Source organism: Streptomyces griseoluteus, from assembly GCF_004784465.1.
Taxonomy (GTDB): domain Bacteria; phylum Actinomycetota; class Actinomycetes; order Streptomycetales; family Streptomycetaceae; genus Streptomyces; species Streptomyces griseoluteus.
In genome coordinates, this window is record NZ_SRRU01000007.1 from 57703 (window position 1) to 76473 (window position 18771).

Genomic DNA, 18771 nt, shown 5'->3' on the forward strand with positions numbered 1-18771 from the left:
ATTGTCAGTGGTGGATGGCACGCTTGCCGTATGAGTGACGCGAGCGAGTGGACCGCCGGGGCGGACGTGGACTGGGACGCCGAGGCCGCCGTCTTCGACGACGAACCGGATCACGGCCTGCGCGCGCCCGAGACACGGGCCGCGTGGGCCGAAAGGCTCCGCGGGTGGCTGCCCGGACAGCCCTCGGACGTGCTCGACCTCGGCTGCGGCACCGGAAGCCTCGCGCTGCTCGCCGCCGAACAGGGGCACCGGGTGACCGGCATCGACGCCTCCCCGGCGATGGTCGAGCGGGCCCGCGCCAAGCTCGCCGGGCAGGACGCGCGGGTCCTGTGCGGGGACGCGGCCGTACCCCCGGTGGCGGAGGAGGGCTACGACGTGATCCTCGTCCGGCATGTGCTTTGGACGCTGCCCCGCCCCGCCGAGGTGCTGCGCCACTGGCGCACCCTGCTGCGCCCCGGCGGCCGGTTCGTGCTGGTCGAGGGCGTCTGGGGGAGCCTCTCCCCGGTAGGGACGCCCGTCGACGAGGTCACCGCCCTGCTGGCGCCCCTCGCCGGGCGGATACGGGTGGAGCCGCTGTCCGGCGACCCGCTGCTGTGGGGCAGGACCGTCACCGACGAGCGGTACGCGGTGCTGGCCGAGATCTGAGGCTCAGACCAGGCCCGTCAGGCCCTCCGCGCGGGCCAGCACCTCCAGCTCGTCCAGCGCCGACCGGGCGGCGGCCGCCGCCTGCGGGTCCCGCTCGGCCAGCCCGCTCGCGGCGAACTCGTCCTCGTCCAGCCGGAGTACGTCCTTGCCGTCGCCGGAGACCCAGAGGTCCAGGTCGAGGTCCTCCACCACGAGTTCGGCGCCGGACCGGACGGCGGGCCGGGTGACGTCGCAGTACCAGCCCTTCAGGGTGCCGTCCTGCGCACGCACCTCCTTGACCGAGTACCAGCGGTCCCGCCAGTAGTGCTCGGTGAACACGTCGCCCGGCTCGAAGCGTACGAACCCGAAGTCCCGCACACCCTCACCCGCCCAGGGGGCGCGCACCGAGACACGGGTGCCGTCGTCCGCGAGCAGCGCCGCCGGGTAACGGATCTTCGTGCGCCCCGCCTTGACGAGGACGACTTCCAACTGGTCGGCTGTGTCAGCCGAGTTCACGGACATACCGCACCTCCGTGGCACAGAACTCGTAGCCGAGCCACTTGTTGATGGCGATCATCGGGCCGTTGCCCGCGTCGTTCCCGGTGAACGCCTCGGTGTGGCCGGCCGCGCGCGCCCGGTGCAGCGAGTGCAGCTTGGCGAGCTTGGCCAGGCCCCGGCCCCGGTGGGCGCGGGAGGTACCGGTCATCGCGGTGAAGTAGCGGGTGGCGCCGTCGGAGTAGGCCACGCTGAAGGCGACGGGGCGGCCGTCCACCACCGCGACCACCGTCAGGTCGAGGTCCAGCAGCGGGTGCTCCCAGGTCTCCGCCAGCCACGCCTCGTAGTCGGAGTAGGCGATCGTGACCTCGCCGGGCTCGTCCGCCACGGTCTCGGCGTCCAGCTCGAACAGCGGGCGGGGGTCGGCCGCGAAGTCGGCGGCCGTGCGCAGCTCCACCCCGGCCGGGGTCTCCGGGAGCGGCGGGAGGGTGCCGTGCGCCAGGTCGAGGCGGAGGAAGCGGGCCGGGCGGCCGGCCCGGTAGCCGTGCCGTTCGGCGAAGCGCACGCTGGCGGGCTCGTCCAGCACCCAGGAGTACAGCCGGGTGGCGCCCAGCGACGCGAGGTACTCCTCGGCGGTGGCGACCAGCAGATGCCCCGCGCCCCGGCCGGTGCGCTCCGGGTGGACATGGACGTTGACGTACGCCTGTCCCGGCTCCGTGCTCTCGTGCGCGAGCGCCACCTGCGCCGTGCCGATCACCTCGCCGTCCTCCTCCGCGACCAGCGAGCGGAACTTCGCGTCCGGATGGCTCCGGGTGAGGACATGGCGTACCGACTCGGGGGTGAACAGGATGTAGGGCAGCGCCAGCCGTCGGACCCGGGCGAAGCCCTCGGTGTCGGCCGGCACGTCGGGGCGCAGGTCGCGCACGAGTACGGTCATGAGCAGGCACCGTACGGGCGGGACCGCCGGAGTGCCTCTCATTTTTCGCCCGGTGCGGGAGAATCGCCCTGTGAGCCTGAGGATCCACATCGATGACAGCGCGCCGCCGTACGAGCAGGTCCGGGCGCAGATCTCCGAGCAGGCGCGGGCGGGCGCGCTCCCGGCCGGGTACCGGCTGCCCACCGTGCGCGGCCTGGCTGAGTCCCTCGGCCTCGCCGTGAACACCGTCGCCAAGGCGTACCGCGCGCTGGAGGCGGACGGCGTGATCGAGACCCGCGGCCGCAACGGCACCTTCATCGCCGCCCCCGCCGCCACCCGCGAGGCCAGCACCGCCGCACAGGCGTACGCGGAACGCGCCCGCCGCCTCGGCCTGGACCACGACACCGCCCTGGCCACCGTCCGCGACGCACTCCGCGCCGGCTACGGCACCGACTGACCGGCGCTCACCGCCGCGCCCAGGGCTCCGGTGTCCGCGTGACCTCCAGCCCCGCCCGGCGGGCCAGGCTGCCGAATTCGGCCGCGTCCTTGACCGCCGCGCCTCTCGGGTCGTTGTTGAAGTAGGCGTAGACGTCCTGGCCCTCCGGCCAGGTGGTGGCGATGCGGTCGACCCAGGACTGGAGTGCCTGGGTGCCGTACCGGGGCCAGGGCTTGGCGCGGCCGCGGTGGAAGCGGACGTAGCCCCAGTCGGCGGTGCGCCACAGCGGGCCGGCCGGGCGGCCCAGCTGGTCCGCCCAGCACAGGGCGGCCTTCCGCGCCTCGAGCACCTCACGGGTCTGCGGGGTCCACCAGGAGTCGTGCCGTGGTTCGACCGCCACCCGGGTCTTCGCCGGGAAGCAGGCCAGGCAGGCGTCCAGCAGCGGGGGATCCGCGCGCAGGGTCGGCGGGAGCTGGAGCAGCACCGGCCCGAGGGCCGCGCCCAGCCCCTCGGCGTGGCTCATCAGCCGGTGCACCGGCTCCTCGGGGTCCCGCAGCCGCTTGATGTGGGTCAGATAGCGGCTCGCCTTCACCGCCACCACGAAGCCCTCGGGCAGCCGGTCCCGCCACGCCTCGAAGTTCTCGCGGGACGGCAGCCGGTAGAACGCGTTGTTCAGCTCCACCGTGGCGAAGTGCTCCGCGTACTCCTCCAGCCACCGGCGCACCGGTACGCCCGCCGGGTACAGCACGCCCCGCCAGCTCTTGTACTGCCACCCCGACGTACCGACGAACAGGGTCATGGGTCCATCAAAACATCCGCGCGCGGGCCGGGCGGGCGGACGGACCGCGCCCACCGGAACGGCCCACTCCGGGATGCGGGCCCGCGCGGTTACAGGTACAGCCCCGCGTCCGCCCCGTCCCGCGCCCCCGGCACCGAGGTCGGTGCCGTGCCCCGCCGCAGCGCGTACAGCTCGGCCAGCGTCGAGCCGTCCCGGCCCAGCTCGTTCTGCAGCTCCGGGGCCTGGTCGCCGAGCCAGCTCACCGCCTCCGGGCGGGTCAGCGGGCCCACCTCGATCCGGGCCAGACAGCGGCCGGGCCGGACCACGGCCGGGTGCAGCCGCTCCAGGTCCTCGTTGGTCGTGACCCCCACCAGGACGTTGCGGCCCTGGCCCAGCAGCCCGTCGGTCAGGTTCAGCAGCCGGGACAGCGCCTGGCCCGCGGTGTGCCGGGCCTCGCCCCGGATCAGCTCGTCGCAGTCCTCCAGCAGGAGCAGCCGCCAGCGGCCCTTGCCGGTGCCGTCCTCCTCGCCGATGGCGATGTCCATCAGATAGCCCACGTCGGAGAAGAGCCGCTCCGGGTCCAGTACGCAGTCCACCTGGCACCACTCCCGCCAGGACCGGGCCAGCGTGCGCAGCGCGGAGGTCTTGCCGGTGCCCGGCGGGCCGTGCAGCAGCAGGAGCCGGCCCGCGATGTCCTCCGGTGTGGTCTCCATCAGCCGGTCCATCGCCCGGGCCACCGGCGCGGTGTAGTTGGACCGCACCTCCTCCCAGGTGCCGGCCGAGATCTGCCGGGTGGTGCGGTGCGGGCCGCGCCGGGGCGAGACGTACCAGAAGCCCATCGTCACGTTGTCCGGCTGCGGGGCGGGCTCGTCGGCCGCGCCGTCGGTGGCCCGGCCCAGGACCTCCTTGGCCAGCTCGGCCGTGGTCGCGGTCACCGTGACGTCCGCGCCCCGGTTCCAGCGGGAGACCAGCAGGGTCCAGCCGTCGCCCTCCGCGAGGGTCGCGCTGCGGTCCTCGTCCCGTGCCACCCGCAGCACCCGGGCGCCGTCGGGCAGCAGGGTCGCCTCGGAACGGACCCGGTCGATGTTGGCCGCGTGCGCGTACGGCTGCTCACCCGTGGCGAAACGGCCGAGGAACAGCGCGTCGACGACGTCGGAGGGCGAGTCGGAGTCGTCGACGTTCAGCCGGATCGGCAGCACGTCGTGCGGGTTCCGCGGGTTCACAGACATGTCGCCATGATCGGGCACCGGCACAGCGCGCGCACGGCAATTCCGCCGCTTGTCCCCAGGTGTTCCCAACTCACGCCCGACGCCGGGTTTCCGCCGTTACTGTGGAGCTGATGGGCAGTCATCGGTGGTACACGGGGGCACGGAGGTGGCGGCTCACCGCCCTGCTCGGCGTGTGCGTGACCGCACTGGCCCTGCTGGTGACCCTCCTGAACACCCTCCCCGGACGCGGCGCCGACACCAGCGGCACCACCCGCGACGGCGACCGGCCGCACGGCACGCCCGCCGCCCGGTCCGGGCCCGTACGCCCCGATGTGGGCTGGGGTTTCACCCACACCCAGTACAGCGCCGACCAGGGCGGCGGGAGCGAACGTGTGGCCCGGCTGCTCAAGGGCGACCGCGGACTCCCGCAGGACCAGGCCGTGATGGGCTGGGGCGCCGACAATCCCGAACCGGTGAAGGGGCGCTACGACTTCGGCGCCCTGGACCGCCGTATCGACTTCATCCGCGCCTCCGGCGGCACCCCCGTCATCACCCTGTGCTGCGCCCCCGACTGGATGAAGGGCGGCAAGGCCGGTGTCGGTGCCACCGACTGGAGCCAGGACTCGCTGGAACGGGCGCCCGCCCCGGAGCACTACCAGGACTTCGCCGACCTCGCCGCCACCGTCGCCCGCCGCTACCCCGACGTACGGCACTTCGTCGTCTGGAACGAGTTCAAGGGGTTCTGGAGCGAGACGAAGGGCCGCTGGGACCACGAGGGCTACACCAAGCTGTACAACCTGGTGCGGGCGGCGCTGAAGAAGGCCGACCCGGACAACCTCGTCGGCGGTCCCTACCTGCCCATGGACAGCGTCGACCCCCGCGCCTCCGACGCCTCCGCCCGGGTGCGCGGGCCCTGGGGCGCGATGGACCAACGCGTGCTGGACGCCTTCGACTACTGGAACGCCCACAAGTCCGGCGCCGACTTCGTCGTGGTCGACGGCTCCAGCTACACCAACGACGACGAGCTGCTCCCCGACGAGTTCGCCGCCACCGCCAAGTTCACGGCCGTGGGGGAGTGGGTGCGCGAGCGCACGCACGGCCTCCCGCTGTGGTGGGCCGAGTACTACGTCGAGCCCGCCGACTCCCGGGACCGGCGCGCGGGCTGGTCCGAGGACCGCCGGATCGCCGTGCACGCCGCCGGGCTGATCGCCATGGCCCGGGGCGGCGCCGAATCCGGCTTCTACTGGAACCCCGAGAGGAAGAGCGGCGCCGACTGCCCCGGCTGCCTGTGGACCCCGACCGGCGACAGCGACGGCGGCCGCGAACTGCCCATGTACGGCCTGGTGTCCCGCTTCGGCAAGGCGTTCCCGCCCGGCACCCGGTACGCGAAGGTGTCCGTCGCCGCCGACGACCGGCCCAACCTCCGCGTCCTGGCGAGCCGGGACACCGTCCTCGTGGTGAACACGCTGGACCGCCCGGTCAGCGCCCTCGTCGACGGCAAGCGGTTCCAGATGCGCGGCTACGAGGTGAAGTGGCTCGGCCGCTGAACCACTTCACCCCCCTCAGCTCATCGTGAGGAACCGCTGCACCAGCGAGGCCAGCACCACCGCCAGCAGCGGCAGCGCGAACCAGAACACGCTCTGCGACCGCCGCAGCCGTCCCACGCTCGGCCGGCCCGCCACCCGGAGCACCTCGCGCCCGGCGAGCAGCAGGATCAGCACCCCGGCGGCGAGCGCGCCCACCACCGACCACGGTGTCCAGGTGATCTGCGGCCCGACCGGACCGGGGTCCGGCTCGGGCACCGCCGCCGATCCGCCGCCGCGCAGCGCGTACACAGTCGCGTCCCCGTTCACCAGCACCTTGGACAGCTCGGCACGGCCGTCCAGTGTCCGGGTCAGCCGGGACTCCCAGGACGCCGGGTAGCCCGCGTCCAGCTCCAGATAGCGGACCTGGCTCTCGTTGACGATCAGGTACGAGTTGGGGCCCGCGTCCTTCAGCGACTTCACCAGCCCGGACACCAGCACCGGGTCGGGAGGGGCGAGCGTCGGCACATAGGTCACCCGCTCCATGTCCCGTGCGCCCCAGGCCAGCGCCGGAGTCACGTCGTTGACCGTGTCGGTGGTCAGCCACAGCAGCCGTACGGTCGGCTTGTCATGGGCGTACACCCAGTTCATCGCCGCGACCTCGCCGGGCCGGGTCCGTTCGAACGGCTCGTTGCCCCAGCGGGCCACCAGGAAGCCGCCGATCAGCAGCAGTCCCGCGAGCAGCGCGGCGGGCGCCCCCAGGCTCATCCGCCGCCGCTCGTCCGCACCGGTACGCGGGAACAGCGCGAGCGCCCCCAGCAGGGCCGCGCCCGGCAGCGCGAACATGAAGACGCGCAGCGCCATCTCCCCGCCGTACGACTGCATGCCGAAGCCGAGGAACGGTACGAACGCGAGGACCAGCAGGGAGCGTTCGCGGTAGCCGTGCCCGCGGCGCCGCCACCAGCCCCAGCAGGCCAGCGCCAGCACGGAACCGGCCAGCAGCACCCGCGTGTACAGCACCAGCTTGTGGGTCGAACTCCCGCCCGCGATACGGCCGGAGACGGAGGTCGACACATTGCCGCCGACCCCGCCGAGGCCGCCGAACAGCTCGTCGAAGTGCCCCGACCAGTACGGCTCCGCCATGAAGCCCACCCACACCGCCACCACCACGGCGAACAGCAGAGGCAGCCCGCGCAGTTCGCAGCGGCGCAGCAGCACCAGGGCCGCGAGCACCCCCAGCATCACGAACGGGGTGAGCTGGTGGGCCGGGACGCAGGCCAGGAACAGGGCGATCAACACCATCAGCAGCACGACCCGTTGGCGCCGGTCGGTGGGCTCCACCTCGGCCTCGCCGGGCCGGAACCGGGACCAGATCATGTGCGGGGCCCGGAACCACACCAGCAGGATCGCCACGAACACCAGGTACAGCAGATAGGTGAAGCCCTGCGGGGAGAAGTAGTCCTGCCCGACCCAGCCGCTCAGCGCGAACAGCCACACCCCGGTCCACCGGGCCCGCCAGCTCGCCCGGAGCGACCGGGCGAGCAGGAACATCGGGGCCAGGTAGGCGAGTTGGACCGCCGTCGGCCACCAGCGGATCACCTCGGTGAAGTCCGACACCCCGCACGCCTCGGCGACGAAGGCGGTGACCGCGAAGAAGCCCGGCCAGCTCCAGCGGGCGTCCAGGTCGGGCACGGTCGAGCCGGTGCGGTCGATGTGGTCCAGGAAGCCCAGGTGTTGCCAGGCCGTGGGGAACCGGGGCGCGCTCTCGATCACGGCGGGCAGCGCGTGCAGCGAGAACACCGTCGCCACCAGGGTGAGCAGCAGCAGCGCCCGGTGTTCCCGGCGCAGCCTGAGCAGCGCGGCGAACACCGTGACCAGCAGCGCGGCACCGGCCAGCGTCGGCAGCGGCAGCACCGAGACCAGACCGAGGCCGCCCATCCGGTCCAGGTCGGCGTCGGTCAGGCGCAGCGCCGGGAGCCAGTACAGGAGGAGTCCGGCGGTGAGGAGGCAGCCGAGGACCAGGCCGGTGCGGGTCGGGGAGCGCCGGCGCCGAGGCGGGGGAGGCCCGGCGGGGGCCCGCTTCTCTGCCGGCGGAGCGACCGGCGGGGCCACGTCGAAGGGCGCGTCCGCCTGCTCGGTCTCCTTGACCCAGGAGGGCGCCGGCCGGGCGGCCTCGCGCGGTCCCAGATCGGCCAGGTCGCCGTCCGGGGCCGCGGTAACCGGGCCGGGCCGGATCACCTGCCACAGGCGCGGCGCGGCGACGGCCACGATCACCGCCAGGCTGCAGATCTCCGCGACGCCCGCGCCGGTCAGCCCCATCCGGGGCAGGAGCAGCAGCGTCAGGGCCAGCACCAGCACGCACAGCAGCCCTTGGAGCCAGGCCAGTCCGGCGGTCCGGCTCTGTGCCCGGAGCACCGCGAAGTACGTCTCCATCACCACCCGCAGCACCGCGCCGACCGCGAACCAGCGCAGCAGCGGGGTCGCCGCGTCGGCGTACCCCGCGCCGAACACGCCGAGGATCCACGGGGCGCCGACGAAGAGGACGCCCGCGACCGGCAGCATGATCCGGGCCATCCGTTTCAGCGCCGCCCGCGTGTTGGCGGCCAGCCGCGCCGGGTCGTGTGAGCCCTCCACGGTGAGGGAGGCGCCCATGTTGATGGCGAGCAGGTTGGTGGTGCCGCCGATGGTGGTGGTGATGTAGAAGTACGCGTTGTCCTCGGCGCTGACCTGCGACGCGATGATCACCGGGACGAGGTAGACCACCCCGAGCGAGAACAGCGAGCCGGTGTAGTCGCCGGCCAGGAACCGGCCGATCTCCCGCAGCGTCGGCGGATGCGCCCGCCCCTCGGTCGCCGCCGTGTGCCGGGGTACCAGCCGCCGGAACACCAGCCAGCCCAGCGGGAGTACGGAGGTGGCGATGGCCGCGACCCAGGAGACGAACACCCCGGCGGTAGGGATCGCCACCGCGAACGCCACCAGCAGCCCCAGCTTCACCGCGGAGAACACGGTGTTGCCCACCGGCACCCACGGCGCGCTGCGCAGCCCGGTCAGCACCCCGTCCTGGAGGGTCAGCACGTTCCAGGCGACGACCGCCGCGAGGAACCCGAGCCCGTTCACCGGGCCGTGCAGGAACCGGTACGACGGCCCCCACACGTCCAGTGTCAGCAGGAAGACTCCCGCCGCCACCGCCACCACCAGCGAACTTCCGGCGTAGGTACGGAAGATCAGCCGAGCGGTGGCGCGTCCGGCGACCGGGATGAAGCGGGCCAGGGCACCGGTCAGGGTCACCGCGGTCAGCCCTGCGAGGAGCTTCATCGCGGCGATGGCGGCCGAGCCCTGCCCGACCGCCGACTCCGAGTAGTAGCGTGCCGCCGCCAGCCAGAAGCCGAGACCGAGGACGGCGGAGATGCCGGTGTTCAGCATCAGCGCGTAGGCGTTGCGGAACAGCGGGTTGCCGCCGAACGCGCGGCCCAGTAGGGGCAGTCGCGGGCGGCGCCCCGGCGCGGAGACGGCCGGGGCGGCCTCTTGGGCGGTGGTCGTGTCAGACACGGGAGCGGATGGCCTTCCGGCAGACCTGGCGTGTTCTTCGCACGAGTGCGTATCCCTTGGTGAGCGCACGGTCCCTGGCGAAGTTCCGTGCGATGGACCGTCCTTCGAGCAGCCGCTCGAACTCGGCCACCCCCGTGCTTCGCCGCACGGTGACCCGGCGGAGCGCGTACGGGCCCTGCCGGCGCCGGGCCAGCGCGTTGCCGACCGCCAGCGCCTGGGTGTACCCCGCCGCCCGCACCGCCTGGCGGACACGGCGGCTGGAATAACCGTAGGGGTAGGCGAACGACAGCGGGCGGACGCCCAGTTCGTCGGTGAGGATGCCGGTGCTGTGCTCCAGCTCGGCGGCGAGCGTGGCGTCGTCCAACTGGTCGAGCTGCGGGTGGCTGTGGGTGTGGCCGCCGATCTCCACACCGCTGTCGGCCAGTTCGCGCACCTGGTCCCAGTCGAGCATGGCGTCCAGGCCGCCCCCGGTGTCGTACGGGCCCCTGAGCCAGCCGGTGGAGGCGAACAGGGTGGCCGGGAAACCGTGCTTGGCGAGCACCGGCAGGGCGTGCCGGTGGACGCCCTCGTAGCCGTCGTCGAAGGTGATCAGCACGGGCCGGGCGGGCAGCGGGCGCCGGTGGCGCCAGTGCGCCGCGAGCGCGGCGGTGGTGAGCGGGGTCAGTCCCAGGTCGCCGATGAGCGCCATCTGCTCCGCGAACGCCTCCGGCGCGACCGACAGGGCGCGGGTCGCGTCGTTGGGCGCGGCCGCCACCGCGTGGTACATCAGGATCGGTACGGCCGTCCCGGTCATCCGCCCACCTCCACCGGCGGCACCGCGAACCGGGGGCCGCCGCGCCGGGCCCGTACGCTGCCCACCACATAGCCGCCGGCCGCGCCGAGCACGCCCGCCACGATCGCCCCGGCCCGTCCCGCGCCGCCCGGCCGGGCGAGCACCGCGTCCCGCAGACCGCGCGCGATCCCGGCGGGCAACACCCGTGTGGTGTACCGGCGTTCCGACTCCAGCCCCTTCGCCGCGCCCACGCTCCGGGCCACCAGCGCCTTGGACAGGCCCTCGGCGTACGTCCGGGTGCGGAAGTAGGCGAAGCGCTCGCGGACCTCCGGCACCCGGTGGTGGATCACCGCACGGTCGTCGATGAGGAGCACGGCGTCGGGGCGGGCGCGGCTGATCCGGATGCACAGTTCGGTCTCCTCGCAGCCCAGCGGGCGCCGGTCGCCGTCCCGGCCGATCCCGGTGGCGAAACCGCCCGCCAGCTCGAACGCGGTGCGCCGGAAGGAGGCGTTGCCGCCCAGCACGTTGCGCACCCGGACCCGGCCGGGCGGCAGCCCCCGGTAGGTGCAGCCCACCACCCAGTCGAACTCCTCCGGGAACCACGGCGGGCGCCGCCCCGAGGCCCACACCGGCTCGGTCCGGCCGCCGACCGCCAGCACGCGCGGGTCGGCGTACCCCTCGGCGAAGTGGCGCAGCCAGTCCCGTCCGGCCACCGCGTCGTCGTCGAGGAACGCGATCACCTCGCCCTTCGAAGCGGCGACCCCGGTGTTGCGGCCCGCGGACAGGCCGCGCGGACCGGCGTTGGCGAGTACCCGGACCGGGCCGTCCGCCTCCTTGTACTCGGCGGCCAGCCGGTCCAGCAGGGCGGTGTTGTGGTCCACCACCAGCAGGGTCTCCAGCGCCGGGTGGGACTGGGCGCGCACCGAGGCGACCGCCGCGAGGATGTCCTCCCAGCGGTCCTCGGTGTACACGCAGATCACGACGGAGACGGCCGGAGCGGTCAAGACGCCGCTCCCCGCCGGGAGTCCGCCAGCGGCGAGCGGCGTCCCCGGCGCAGCGCGCGGCGGTTGGAACGCTCCTGGAGGATCACTCTGAGCACCCGGAGTCCGTCCCGCACGGCCCGCAGATTGCTGGTGCCGTGGATGCGGAGGTACTCGTGGCTGGGGATCTCCTGCACCTTCAGGCCGGCCTTGACCACTCTGATGTTCATCAGCGTCTCGACCTCGAAGCCGGTGCAGTCCAGGTCGATCTTGTCCAGGCAGTGCCGCCAGAAGGCGTTGTAGCCGTAGCAGAGGTCGGTGTAGCGGGCGCCGAACTTTCGGTTGACGACCGTGCACAGCGCCCAGTTGCCCAGCTTGCGGATCAGGGTCATGTCATCGGTGCCGCCGCCGTTGGCGAACCGGGAGCCCTTGGCGAAGTCGGCGCCGGAGACCAGCGCGGAGACATAGCTGACGATCTCGTTGCCGTCGGCCGAGCCGTCCGCGTCGACCATCACGACGATGTCGCCGGAGCACGCCTCGAACCCGCTGATCAGGGCGTCCCCCTTGCCCTTGCCGCGCTGGGCGACCACCTTCACGTCCGGCCACAGCGAGCGGGCCACGTCCACGGTGTCGTCGGTGGAGTCGCCGTCGACCAGGACCACTTCATGGATCCAGTCCGGCAGCGTCTTGAACACGTACGGCAGGTTCTCCGCCTCGTTCATGGCGGGGATCACCACGCTCACCGGCGGAGTGATCGCCAGGTGCGAGGAGATGGGCCGGTAGTGGGCCGCGAGCAGCGGTTCGCGGTCCGGACCCGGCGTGCGCAGAACAGAACTCATGACTGTGGTCCCTCTCGTCCGGTGGACCGCCCGCCCCTCGGGCGGCCCGGCTGTGTGTCCGGTTCGAAAGGGGGGTTCTCGTCCCTGGCCGCGGCACGGCGAAAAGCGCTCCGGGCCGGAAAGGACGAGCTGGCAAAGCTGACCGGGCCCCCGAGCGTGCAGGGACCTCCGGTCGCGCGGCACGGCCCGGTCACCTGGTGCGGTCACCGAGCACGGCACCCCCCTACCGCGCCTCACCCCGGTGCGTCACGGCTCCGAGCCCTCCCCTGAACCGTGGGCGACGGACCGATCGGGTGAGATGTACGACGGTATTGACGATAGAAGCAGAATCGCAAGACCTGGACGTGGTCTCACGAATCAGTTGGTTTGGCCGTTACGAAACTTTGGCCTGTTTTACTCCCCTCCGGTGTCCCCTCCCGCGAACCCGCCCCCTGTCGCACCCAGGTGGCCAGGAGGATCAGCAGGCTGAGCACGGTCACGGCGACGATCCCGCCGGTCACCGACCAGCGGTGCACCGTCAACATGGCCTGGGCGACCAGCATGTCGAGCGCGACCGCCCCCGCGAGCGCGGCGATGAGCCGGCCGAAGGGGTCGAGCCCGCGCAGCGCCATGGCGATGGCCAGGGCAGGTGCGGCGAGCAGGAAGAACAGCGCGCACGGTCCGCGCAGCGGTGAGCCGGAGTCCGTCAGCGCGAGCAGCGCGCCGCACGCGGCGGTGCCGGCCGCGGCTCCGGCGAGCAGCGCCGGCAGGTCCCTCCCCGGACCCGCCCGCTCTGCGCCTTCGCCGTCCGCCGTGGAGCCATCTGCCGTGGATCTGTTGCCAGTTGAGGACCGCATGGGCCGACTTTGCCCCCCGACGCGCCGGATGCCGGGCTTCAATGTGGCCCAGCCGCTCGGAGGGCGTCAAGACGACCTCTGTCCACAGGCCGCTTCTGGGGCAATCTGGCCGAACCCGACTACGTCATGTGCTATGTGGCGGGTCGTCAACGAGGCGCACACCACCCGCGATCGGCCGGACGATTGAGGGGCGAAATTGTTTTGGCATGGACACTTCCCGTCAACGCGCGTAGCTGGTACCAAAGTTGTGGCAGAGATCCTGCTAAGGGAGGTTCCATGAGACGTACCCGAATTGCGGCATACGTGGCTTCACTCCTCCTCGCCACCGGCTTCACCCTCGCCGGTGCCGGATCGTCGCAGGCCGCCACGGGCGGCTACGTGGCGCTCGGCGACTCCTACTCCTCCGGGGTGGGGTCGGGCAGTTACATCAGCTCCAGCGGCGACTGCGACCGCAGCACCAAGGCGTACCCGTACCTCTGGAACGCCGCGCACGGCCCGTCCTCGTTCGCCTTCAACGCCTGCTCGGGCGCCCGCACGGACGACGTCCTCGCGAACCAGCTCGGCTCGCTCAACTCCTCCACCGGCCTGGTGTCCATCACCATCGGCGGCAATGACGCCGGCTTCGCCGACGTCATGACCACCTGTGTCATCTCCTCCGACAGCACCTGTCTGTCCCGGATCAACACCGCCCGCGCCTACGTCGACTCCACGCTGCCCGGCAAGCTCGACGCCGTGTACAACGCGATCAGCGCCAAGTCCCCCTCCGCCCGCGTGGTCGTCATCGGCTACCCGCGCTTCTACCTGCTCGGCCAGACCTGCCTCGGCCTCTCCGAGACGAAGCGCTCCGCGATCAACAGCGCGGCCGACTACATGAACAGCGCCATCCAGAAGCGCGCCCAGGCCCACGGCTTCGTCTTCGGCGACGTCCGCACCACCTTCACCGGTCACGAGATCTGCTCCAGCAACTCCTGGCTGCACAGCGTCAACTGGACCGACATCGGCGAGTCCTACCACCCCACCGCGGCCGGACAGTCCGGCGGCTACCTCCCCGTGCTCACCAACGCCGCCTGACCCACGCGGCCCGCAAGGGTGACCCCGTGAAAGTGAGCCGTACGGAAGTCACTCGCACGAGCGAAGTATCAGGGTGTGCCGGAGGATGAAGCGGAGGCCCCGTCCGACGGGGTCTCCGTCGGCTCGTCGCACGTCACGGTGAACGGCACCTCGTCGGACGTGACCCGCTCCGGCTCGCGCACCTCCACACTGATGGCATTCTCCGACGTGCCGTCCTCGTCGTTCGTCCGCACGGTCACCCGCGCCTGCCGCGTCCGCTCCCCGCCCTCGGGGAAGGACAGCGTGCGCCACTCCTCGCCCTCGAACGAGCCGTGCTTCAGCTTCCACCGGTAGCGCACCTCGGCGGGCAGCCGCCCCACGGTGAACGTCGCGGTGAACACCGGCGATCCGGCCTCCGGCGGCGGACAACTCCCCTGGTAGTGCGTGTGCGTTCCGGTCAGGGACACCCGTACCGACTGCGCGGGCTCACTGCTGCTCGGCGGGGCGCTGCTGCTCTTCGAGGGTGACGGCTCATGGCTGGTCGGGGTGGGGGAGCGGGGCTCGCCGGTCTTCGTCACGGTCGCGCCCGGGGTGCTTTTGCCCTCGTTCCGGTCGCCGTCGTCCCGCTGCAGCAGGGTATACGTCAGCCCGGCCAGCGCGAGGACCAGGGCGAGCACGCCGATGACCAGGACGACGCCCGCCCGCCGCTCGCGCACCGGCGGCCCCGGATCGGGTTCGCCCTCCGGCAGCAGGACGGTCGGCGGGGGCGGCGGTACGTACGCGACACGGGTCGTGGGGGCACCCCCGGCCGCGATCAGTCGCAGGTCGCGCGCGGCCTGTTCGGCGGGCAGCCGTTCCTCGGGGTCCTTGCGGAGGAGGCCCTCGATGACCGGAGTGAGGGGGCCCGCGAGGTGCGGGGGCGGCAGAGGCTCGTCCACCACGGCGCGCAGGGTGGAGAGCGGGGTGTCGTGACGGAACGGGGAGCCGCCCTCCACCGCCGCGTACAGCAGCACACCCAGCGACCACAGGTCCGATCCGGGGCCCGGAGTACGGCCCAACGCCCGCTCGGGGGAGAGGAATTCGGGCGAGCCGATCACCTCTCCGGCCATGGTCAGCGCCGAGCTGCCCTCGACCGAGGCGATACCGAAGTCGGTCAGCACCACCCGGCCCTCGTCGGACAGCAGCACGTTGGCCGGCTTCACGTCCCGGTGCAGTACGCCGACCTCGTGCGCGGCGCGCAGCGCGTCCAGCACCTCGGCGCCGACGCGGGCCGACTCCGTCACGGACAGCGGGCCGGTCGTCTCCAGGATGTCGGCGAGCGAGCGGCCGCGCACCAGCTCCATGACGATCCAGGGGCGGCCGCCCTCCATCGCCACGTCGTACACCGTGACCACGTTCGGGTGGGCGACCCGGGCCGCCGCCCACGCCTCGCGCTCCAGGCGGGCGTACATCCGCTCCACGTCCCCGGCGGGCAGCCCGGCCGGGGCGCGTACCTCCTTGACGGCCACCTCACGCCGCAGCACCTCGTCGTGGGCGCGCCACACCGTGCCCATGCCGCCCTCGCCCAGCGGGGACAGCAGACGGTAACGGCCGGCGATCAACCGATCGCGTCCCGGCTGTTCTGACACGGGCTCCCCCCACGGCACGTTTCGCGAATCCTGACCAAACGTAACTCAGCCGACAGCGCTTGCGACCCCCTTGAGCATCAATCCGGCGCCCAGCACCAGCACGGCCAGCGCGGAGGCCAGAGGGATCGTGCGGCGGAGCAGGACGGTGAGGGGGTGGGCGTGACGGGCGGGGTTCCGGTCCAGGAGGCGTCCGGCGACCGCGCCGAGCCTGACCACCGCGAAACCGGCCGCGGTCAGGGTCAGGGCCAGGCCGATGCCGTACGCGACGACCAGGAGGAGGCCGAACCATGCCTGGCCCAGGGCGGCGGCGCCCACCAGGACGACCACGGCGGAGGGGCTGGGGACGAGGCCACCGGCGAAGCCGAGGAGGAGGGTGCCCTTGAGGGTCGGGGCGGTGGGGTGGGAGTGGGTGTGGCCGCCGTGGGTGTGGGTGTGTGCTTCCGTGCCATGGTGTGTGCCCACATGTGTCTCTGCACCGTGGGTGTGGGTGTGTGCTTCCGCGCCATGGTGTGTGCCCCCATGGGTCTCTCCGCCGTGGGTATGGGTGTGTGCTTCCGAGCCACGGTGCGTGCCCACATGGGTCGCCCCACCAGCACCCCCACCCACCAGCGCCAGCGCCCGCACCTTCACCCCGGCGTCCGGTACGTGCTCATGCGTATGCCCCGCCTGAGCCACCCGCCCCCGCCAGGCCCGCCGTACGAGGTTCACCCCCGCCCCGAGTACCAGCGCACCGCTCGCCACCCCCAGCCACGCCACCACCGAGGGTGTCGCGGCGGAGCCGGCCGTCACCAGGAGTCCCAGCGCGACCACCCCGAGGGTGTGGGTGACGGTGACCGAGGCGGCCAGCGGGAGCACGTCCCGCAGCCGGGCCCGGCCGCCCCGGGCGGCAGCGGCGGCGGCCATCAGCGTCTTCCCGTGCCCCGGTGCGAGCGCGTGGGCCGCGCCCAGGCCGACCGCGATGAGCAGGGCGAGCGTGGCGAAGCCGAGGGTGAGGTCGCGCCGGGCGACCAGGTCGCCGAGGGCCTGGGTCCAGCGGTCGGCGCCGCGCGGCAGCACCGAGGCGCCCGGCGCGTCCCGCTCCGGGGAGAGGGCGGCCCCACCGGGCCGGAGCGTGAGCCGGGCGGTGGAGGTGTCGGCGGGTGAGGACAGCAAACCGGCCGGGTAGGTGGTGAGTTCACGCGAGACCGACTTCCGCGGCACGTCGGACCGGCTCAGCGTCATCCGGTCGCCCCGCGCCGTGATCTCCCGCCACCCCGGCCCGGACGACACCCCGGCGCTGTGGAAGCCGACGCTCACTGTCGCGCCCTCGGGCAGCGGGGCCGACTCCGCGCACTTAAGCCGCAGGGTGTCCAGCCCCGCCTGCCCCGGCCGCAGCTCGGCCCGCGCGGCCGACACCGTGAGGGTGATCCGGCGCCCGCCCACGGTGACCTCGCTGCCCCGCGCCGCCTCGGCACAGCGCAGCTCGGCCCACCGGGCGGTGCCGAGCCGTGCCAGGTCCGGCTTGGCCTGGGTCGCGGGGATCTCCGCCAGGTCCTCGACATGGGTGACGTGGAGCGTGCCGGGAGCGGCGACCAGTCCGTCGTACTGGTTGACGGTGAAGTTGCCCAGCGGATGCGCGTCCGCCGCCGGGGCGAGGCCGAGCAGCAGGGCGCAGGCGCCCGCGAGGACGGCGAGGGGACGGCGGAGTCTCACTTGGCCGCCTCCAGTGCCTTGCGGGCCTCGGCCGCACCGAGCGGGGAGAAGCCGGGGTTCAGCTTCAGCGCCGCCGCCAGGGAGGCCCGGCCCTCCTTCGTGTGTCCGGTGGCGAGTTCGACGACGCCCCGGTGGTAGAGGAAGGACGCGTTGCGGTAGCCGGTGGCGGTGGCCTCGCGGGCGTGCGCGAGGGCCTCCGTGTCGTGGCCGTTGACGTGCAGCGCCCAGGCGAGGGCGTCGGCCGTGTGGACGGTGTGCCGGCGGGCCCACTCGGCGCGCGCCGCGCGCAGGGCGGCCGCCTTGTCGCCGTGGTCGGCGGCGGCCAGCGCGGTGTCGAGGTCGGCGTCGACGCCGTTGGCACGGGCGAGCGCGATCCACGCCTGGACGAGCGTGTACTGCCGGCGTGCCTTCTCCCGGTCACCCGCGCCGCCGCGCGCCTCGTACAGCTCGCCGAGCGCGACCAGCGAGGTGGGCAGCGGGGCACGGGCGACGACCGCCTCGAGCCCCTTGACGGCGGCGGCCTGCTGCCCGCTCGCCGCCTGGGCGCGGGCCCGGCCCTCCAGCGCGGGGAGGTAGGTGTCGTCGGCGGCCAGGGCGCGGGCGTACTGGGTGAGCGCGGTCTTGTAGTCGCCCTGGTTCCAGGCGAGTTGGCCGAGCTGGGCGGCCACGTAGGCGATGTCGCCGGGGGAGGTCGCGCCGGTGAGCGCCTGCTGGAGGACGCGCCGGGCCGTGGTGACGTCGCCGCGCAGCTCGTGCACGTAGGCGTACCGGGTGAAGACGGGGATGCCGGGCCTGCGGGCGTCGGCGGTGTCGGCGGCGCGTGCCGCCTCGGCGTACCGGCCGAGTTCGACCAGGGCGTCGATGCGGGAGCACAGGGCGCGTTCGTCGTAGGGGTTGTGCTTCAGGACGCGGTCCGCGTCGGCGAGGGCGCCGGTGAAGTCGTGGCGGGCCGCGGCGAGAGCGGCCTGTCCGGCCACCGCCCTGTCGTTGCCGGGGGCCAGAGCGAGGGAGCGGCGGAGCGCGGCCTCGGCCTGCGGGTAGCGGGCCGGGTCGCCCTTGGTGCGGGCCTGTTCCACATAGGCCAGGCCGAGGGTGGCCCAGCCGTCGTGGTCCTTCGGCTGCCCCTTCAGGTGGGCCTGGAGCGCGGCTACGGCCGCGTCCGGGTCGGCGCCCGCCAGCGCGCCGGGGTCCAGCGCGGCGGAGGCGGCGGCCGGAGCGACCCGCCCGCCGTCCCGCGCGGCCCCGAAGGCGACCGCGCCACCGGTCAGCGCGACGGCCAGCAGGGCGGCGGACGCCACCCGCCACGCCGTCCGGCGGCCCGGAGCGCGGCCGTCCGGTGTGCCGTCGGTCTGCTCGTCACTACTCGTACGCGGGCCCATCGCCCTCTCCTGGTTCGCCTGATGGTGGTCGGGAAGACCGGCGCGGCCCGCCGTGGGGGAAGAGGT

General features: G+C 73.3%; 16 protein-coding genes. 4 read left to right on the forward strand and 12 right to left on the reverse strand.

Annotated features, from left to right (window positions below):
- The first annotated feature begins 30 nt into the window (after window positions 1-30).
- Window positions 31-645, forward strand: coding sequence for a class I SAM-dependent methyltransferase (locus tag E5082_RS19665; RefSeq protein ID WP_135792571.1), 615 nt, complete (start codon window positions 31-33; stop codon window positions 643-645).
- A gap of 3 nt (window positions 646-648) precedes the next feature.
- Here E5082_RS19665 and E5082_RS19670 read toward each other — a convergent pair whose 3' ends face one another.
- Entirely contained in the window at window positions 649-1146 is a 498-nt protein-coding gene (locus E5082_RS19670) for a ribonuclease FAU-1 family protein (protein WP_135792572.1), read from the reverse strand.
- Entirely contained in the window at window positions 1127-2056 is a 930-nt protein-coding gene (locus E5082_RS19675; RefSeq protein ID WP_167514103.1) for a GNAT family N-acetyltransferase, read from the reverse strand. Before E5082_RS19675 ends, E5082_RS19670 begins: the two co-directional genes overlap by 20 nt.
- 70 nt (window positions 2057-2126) lie before the next feature.
- Here E5082_RS19675 and E5082_RS19680 point away from each other — a divergent pair, with 70 nt between their 5' ends.
- Window positions 2127-2492 (forward strand): GntR family transcriptional regulator, encoded by a 366-nt coding sequence (locus E5082_RS19680; RefSeq protein ID WP_167514104.1) that lies wholly within the window; start codon window positions 2127-2129, stop codon window positions 2490-2492.
- Between the two features lie 7 nt (window positions 2493-2499).
- Here the strand turns inward: E5082_RS19680 and E5082_RS19685 are convergent, their stop codons facing one another.
- Both E5082_RS19685 and E5082_RS19690 read right to left on the reverse strand, forming a co-directional pair.
- A complete protein-coding gene (locus E5082_RS19685) occupies window positions 2500-3270 on the reverse strand; it encodes a DUF72 domain-containing protein (RefSeq protein WP_135792573.1) in 771 nt (256 codons plus the stop codon).
- 89 nt (window positions 3271-3359) lie between these two features.
- Window positions 3360-4478 carry a DUF5925 domain-containing protein gene (locus tag E5082_RS19690; RefSeq protein ID WP_135792574.1) on the reverse strand — a complete coding sequence of 373 codons (1119 nt, stop codon included), beginning with the start codon at window positions 4476-4478 and terminating at the stop codon, window positions 3360-3362.
- Between the two features lie 110 nt (window positions 4479-4588).
- Here E5082_RS19690 and E5082_RS19695 point away from each other — a divergent pair, with 110 nt between their 5' ends.
- Window positions 4589-6004, forward strand: coding sequence for a GH39 family glycosyl hydrolase (locus E5082_RS19695; RefSeq protein WP_135792575.1), 1416 nt, complete (start codon window positions 4589-4591; stop codon window positions 6002-6004).
- A gap of 15 nt (window positions 6005-6019) precedes the next feature.
- Here the strand turns inward: E5082_RS19695 and E5082_RS19700 are convergent, their stop codons facing one another.
- The 5 genes from E5082_RS19700 to E5082_RS19720 form a co-directional block, all read right to left on the reverse strand.
- On the reverse strand, window positions 6020-9529 hold the full coding sequence (locus tag E5082_RS19700) for a lipopolysaccharide biosynthesis protein (RefSeq protein WP_135792576.1): 3510 nt from the start codon (window positions 9527-9529) through the stop codon (window positions 6020-6022).
- Window positions 9522-10322: a polysaccharide deacetylase family protein gene (locus E5082_RS19705; RefSeq protein ID WP_135792577.1), complete on the reverse strand. Its 801-nt coding sequence runs from the start codon at window positions 10320-10322 to the stop codon at window positions 9522-9524. Before E5082_RS19705 ends, E5082_RS19700 begins: the two co-directional genes overlap by 8 nt.
- Window positions 10319-11305 carry a glycosyltransferase family 2 protein gene (locus tag E5082_RS19710; protein WP_135792578.1) on the reverse strand — a complete coding sequence of 329 codons (987 nt, stop codon included), beginning with the start codon at window positions 11303-11305 and terminating at the stop codon, window positions 10319-10321. The genes E5082_RS19705 and E5082_RS19710 overlap by 4 nt, the downstream gene beginning before the upstream one ends.
- Window positions 11302-12120: a glycosyltransferase family 2 protein gene (locus E5082_RS19715; protein ID WP_135792579.1), complete on the reverse strand. Its 819-nt coding sequence runs from the start codon at window positions 12118-12120 to the stop codon at window positions 11302-11304. The genes E5082_RS19710 and E5082_RS19715 overlap by 4 nt, the downstream gene beginning before the upstream one ends.
- Before the next feature lie 350 nt (window positions 12121-12470).
- Entirely contained in the window at window positions 12471-12956 is a 486-nt protein-coding gene (locus E5082_RS19720; protein ID WP_308437563.1) for a hypothetical protein, read from the reverse strand.
- Window positions 12957-13232: 276 nt separating this feature from the next.
- Here E5082_RS19720 and E5082_RS19725 point away from each other — a divergent pair, with 276 nt between their 5' ends.
- Complete coding sequence (locus tag E5082_RS19725; RefSeq protein WP_135792580.1) at window positions 13233-14027, forward strand: SGNH/GDSL hydrolase family protein; 795 nt, start codon at window positions 13233-13235, stop codon at window positions 14025-14027.
- Between the two features lie 68 nt (window positions 14028-14095).
- Here E5082_RS19725 and E5082_RS19730 read toward each other — a convergent pair whose 3' ends face one another.
- The 3 genes from E5082_RS19730 to E5082_RS19740 are packed head-to-tail and all read right to left on the reverse strand — an operon-like array spanning window position 14096 to window position 18705.
- Window positions 14096-15634 carry a serine/threonine-protein kinase gene (locus tag E5082_RS19730; protein ID WP_135792581.1) on the reverse strand — a complete coding sequence of 513 codons (1539 nt, stop codon included), beginning with the start codon at window positions 15632-15634 and terminating at the stop codon, window positions 14096-14098.
- A 45-nt stretch (window positions 15635-15679) separates the two neighbouring features.
- Window positions 15680-17326 (reverse strand): HoxN/HupN/NixA family nickel/cobalt transporter, encoded by a 1647-nt coding sequence (locus E5082_RS19735; RefSeq protein ID WP_135792582.1) that lies wholly within the window; start codon window positions 17324-17326, stop codon window positions 15680-15682.
- The gene (locus E5082_RS19740; RefSeq protein ID WP_190045355.1) at window positions 17323-18705 is read right to left on the reverse strand and encodes a tetratricopeptide repeat protein; all 1383 of its coding nucleotides are present in this window, start codon (window positions 18703-18705) and stop codon (window positions 17323-17325) included. Before E5082_RS19740 ends, E5082_RS19735 begins: the two co-directional genes overlap by 4 nt.
- Window positions 18706-18771 lie beyond the last annotated feature (66 nt).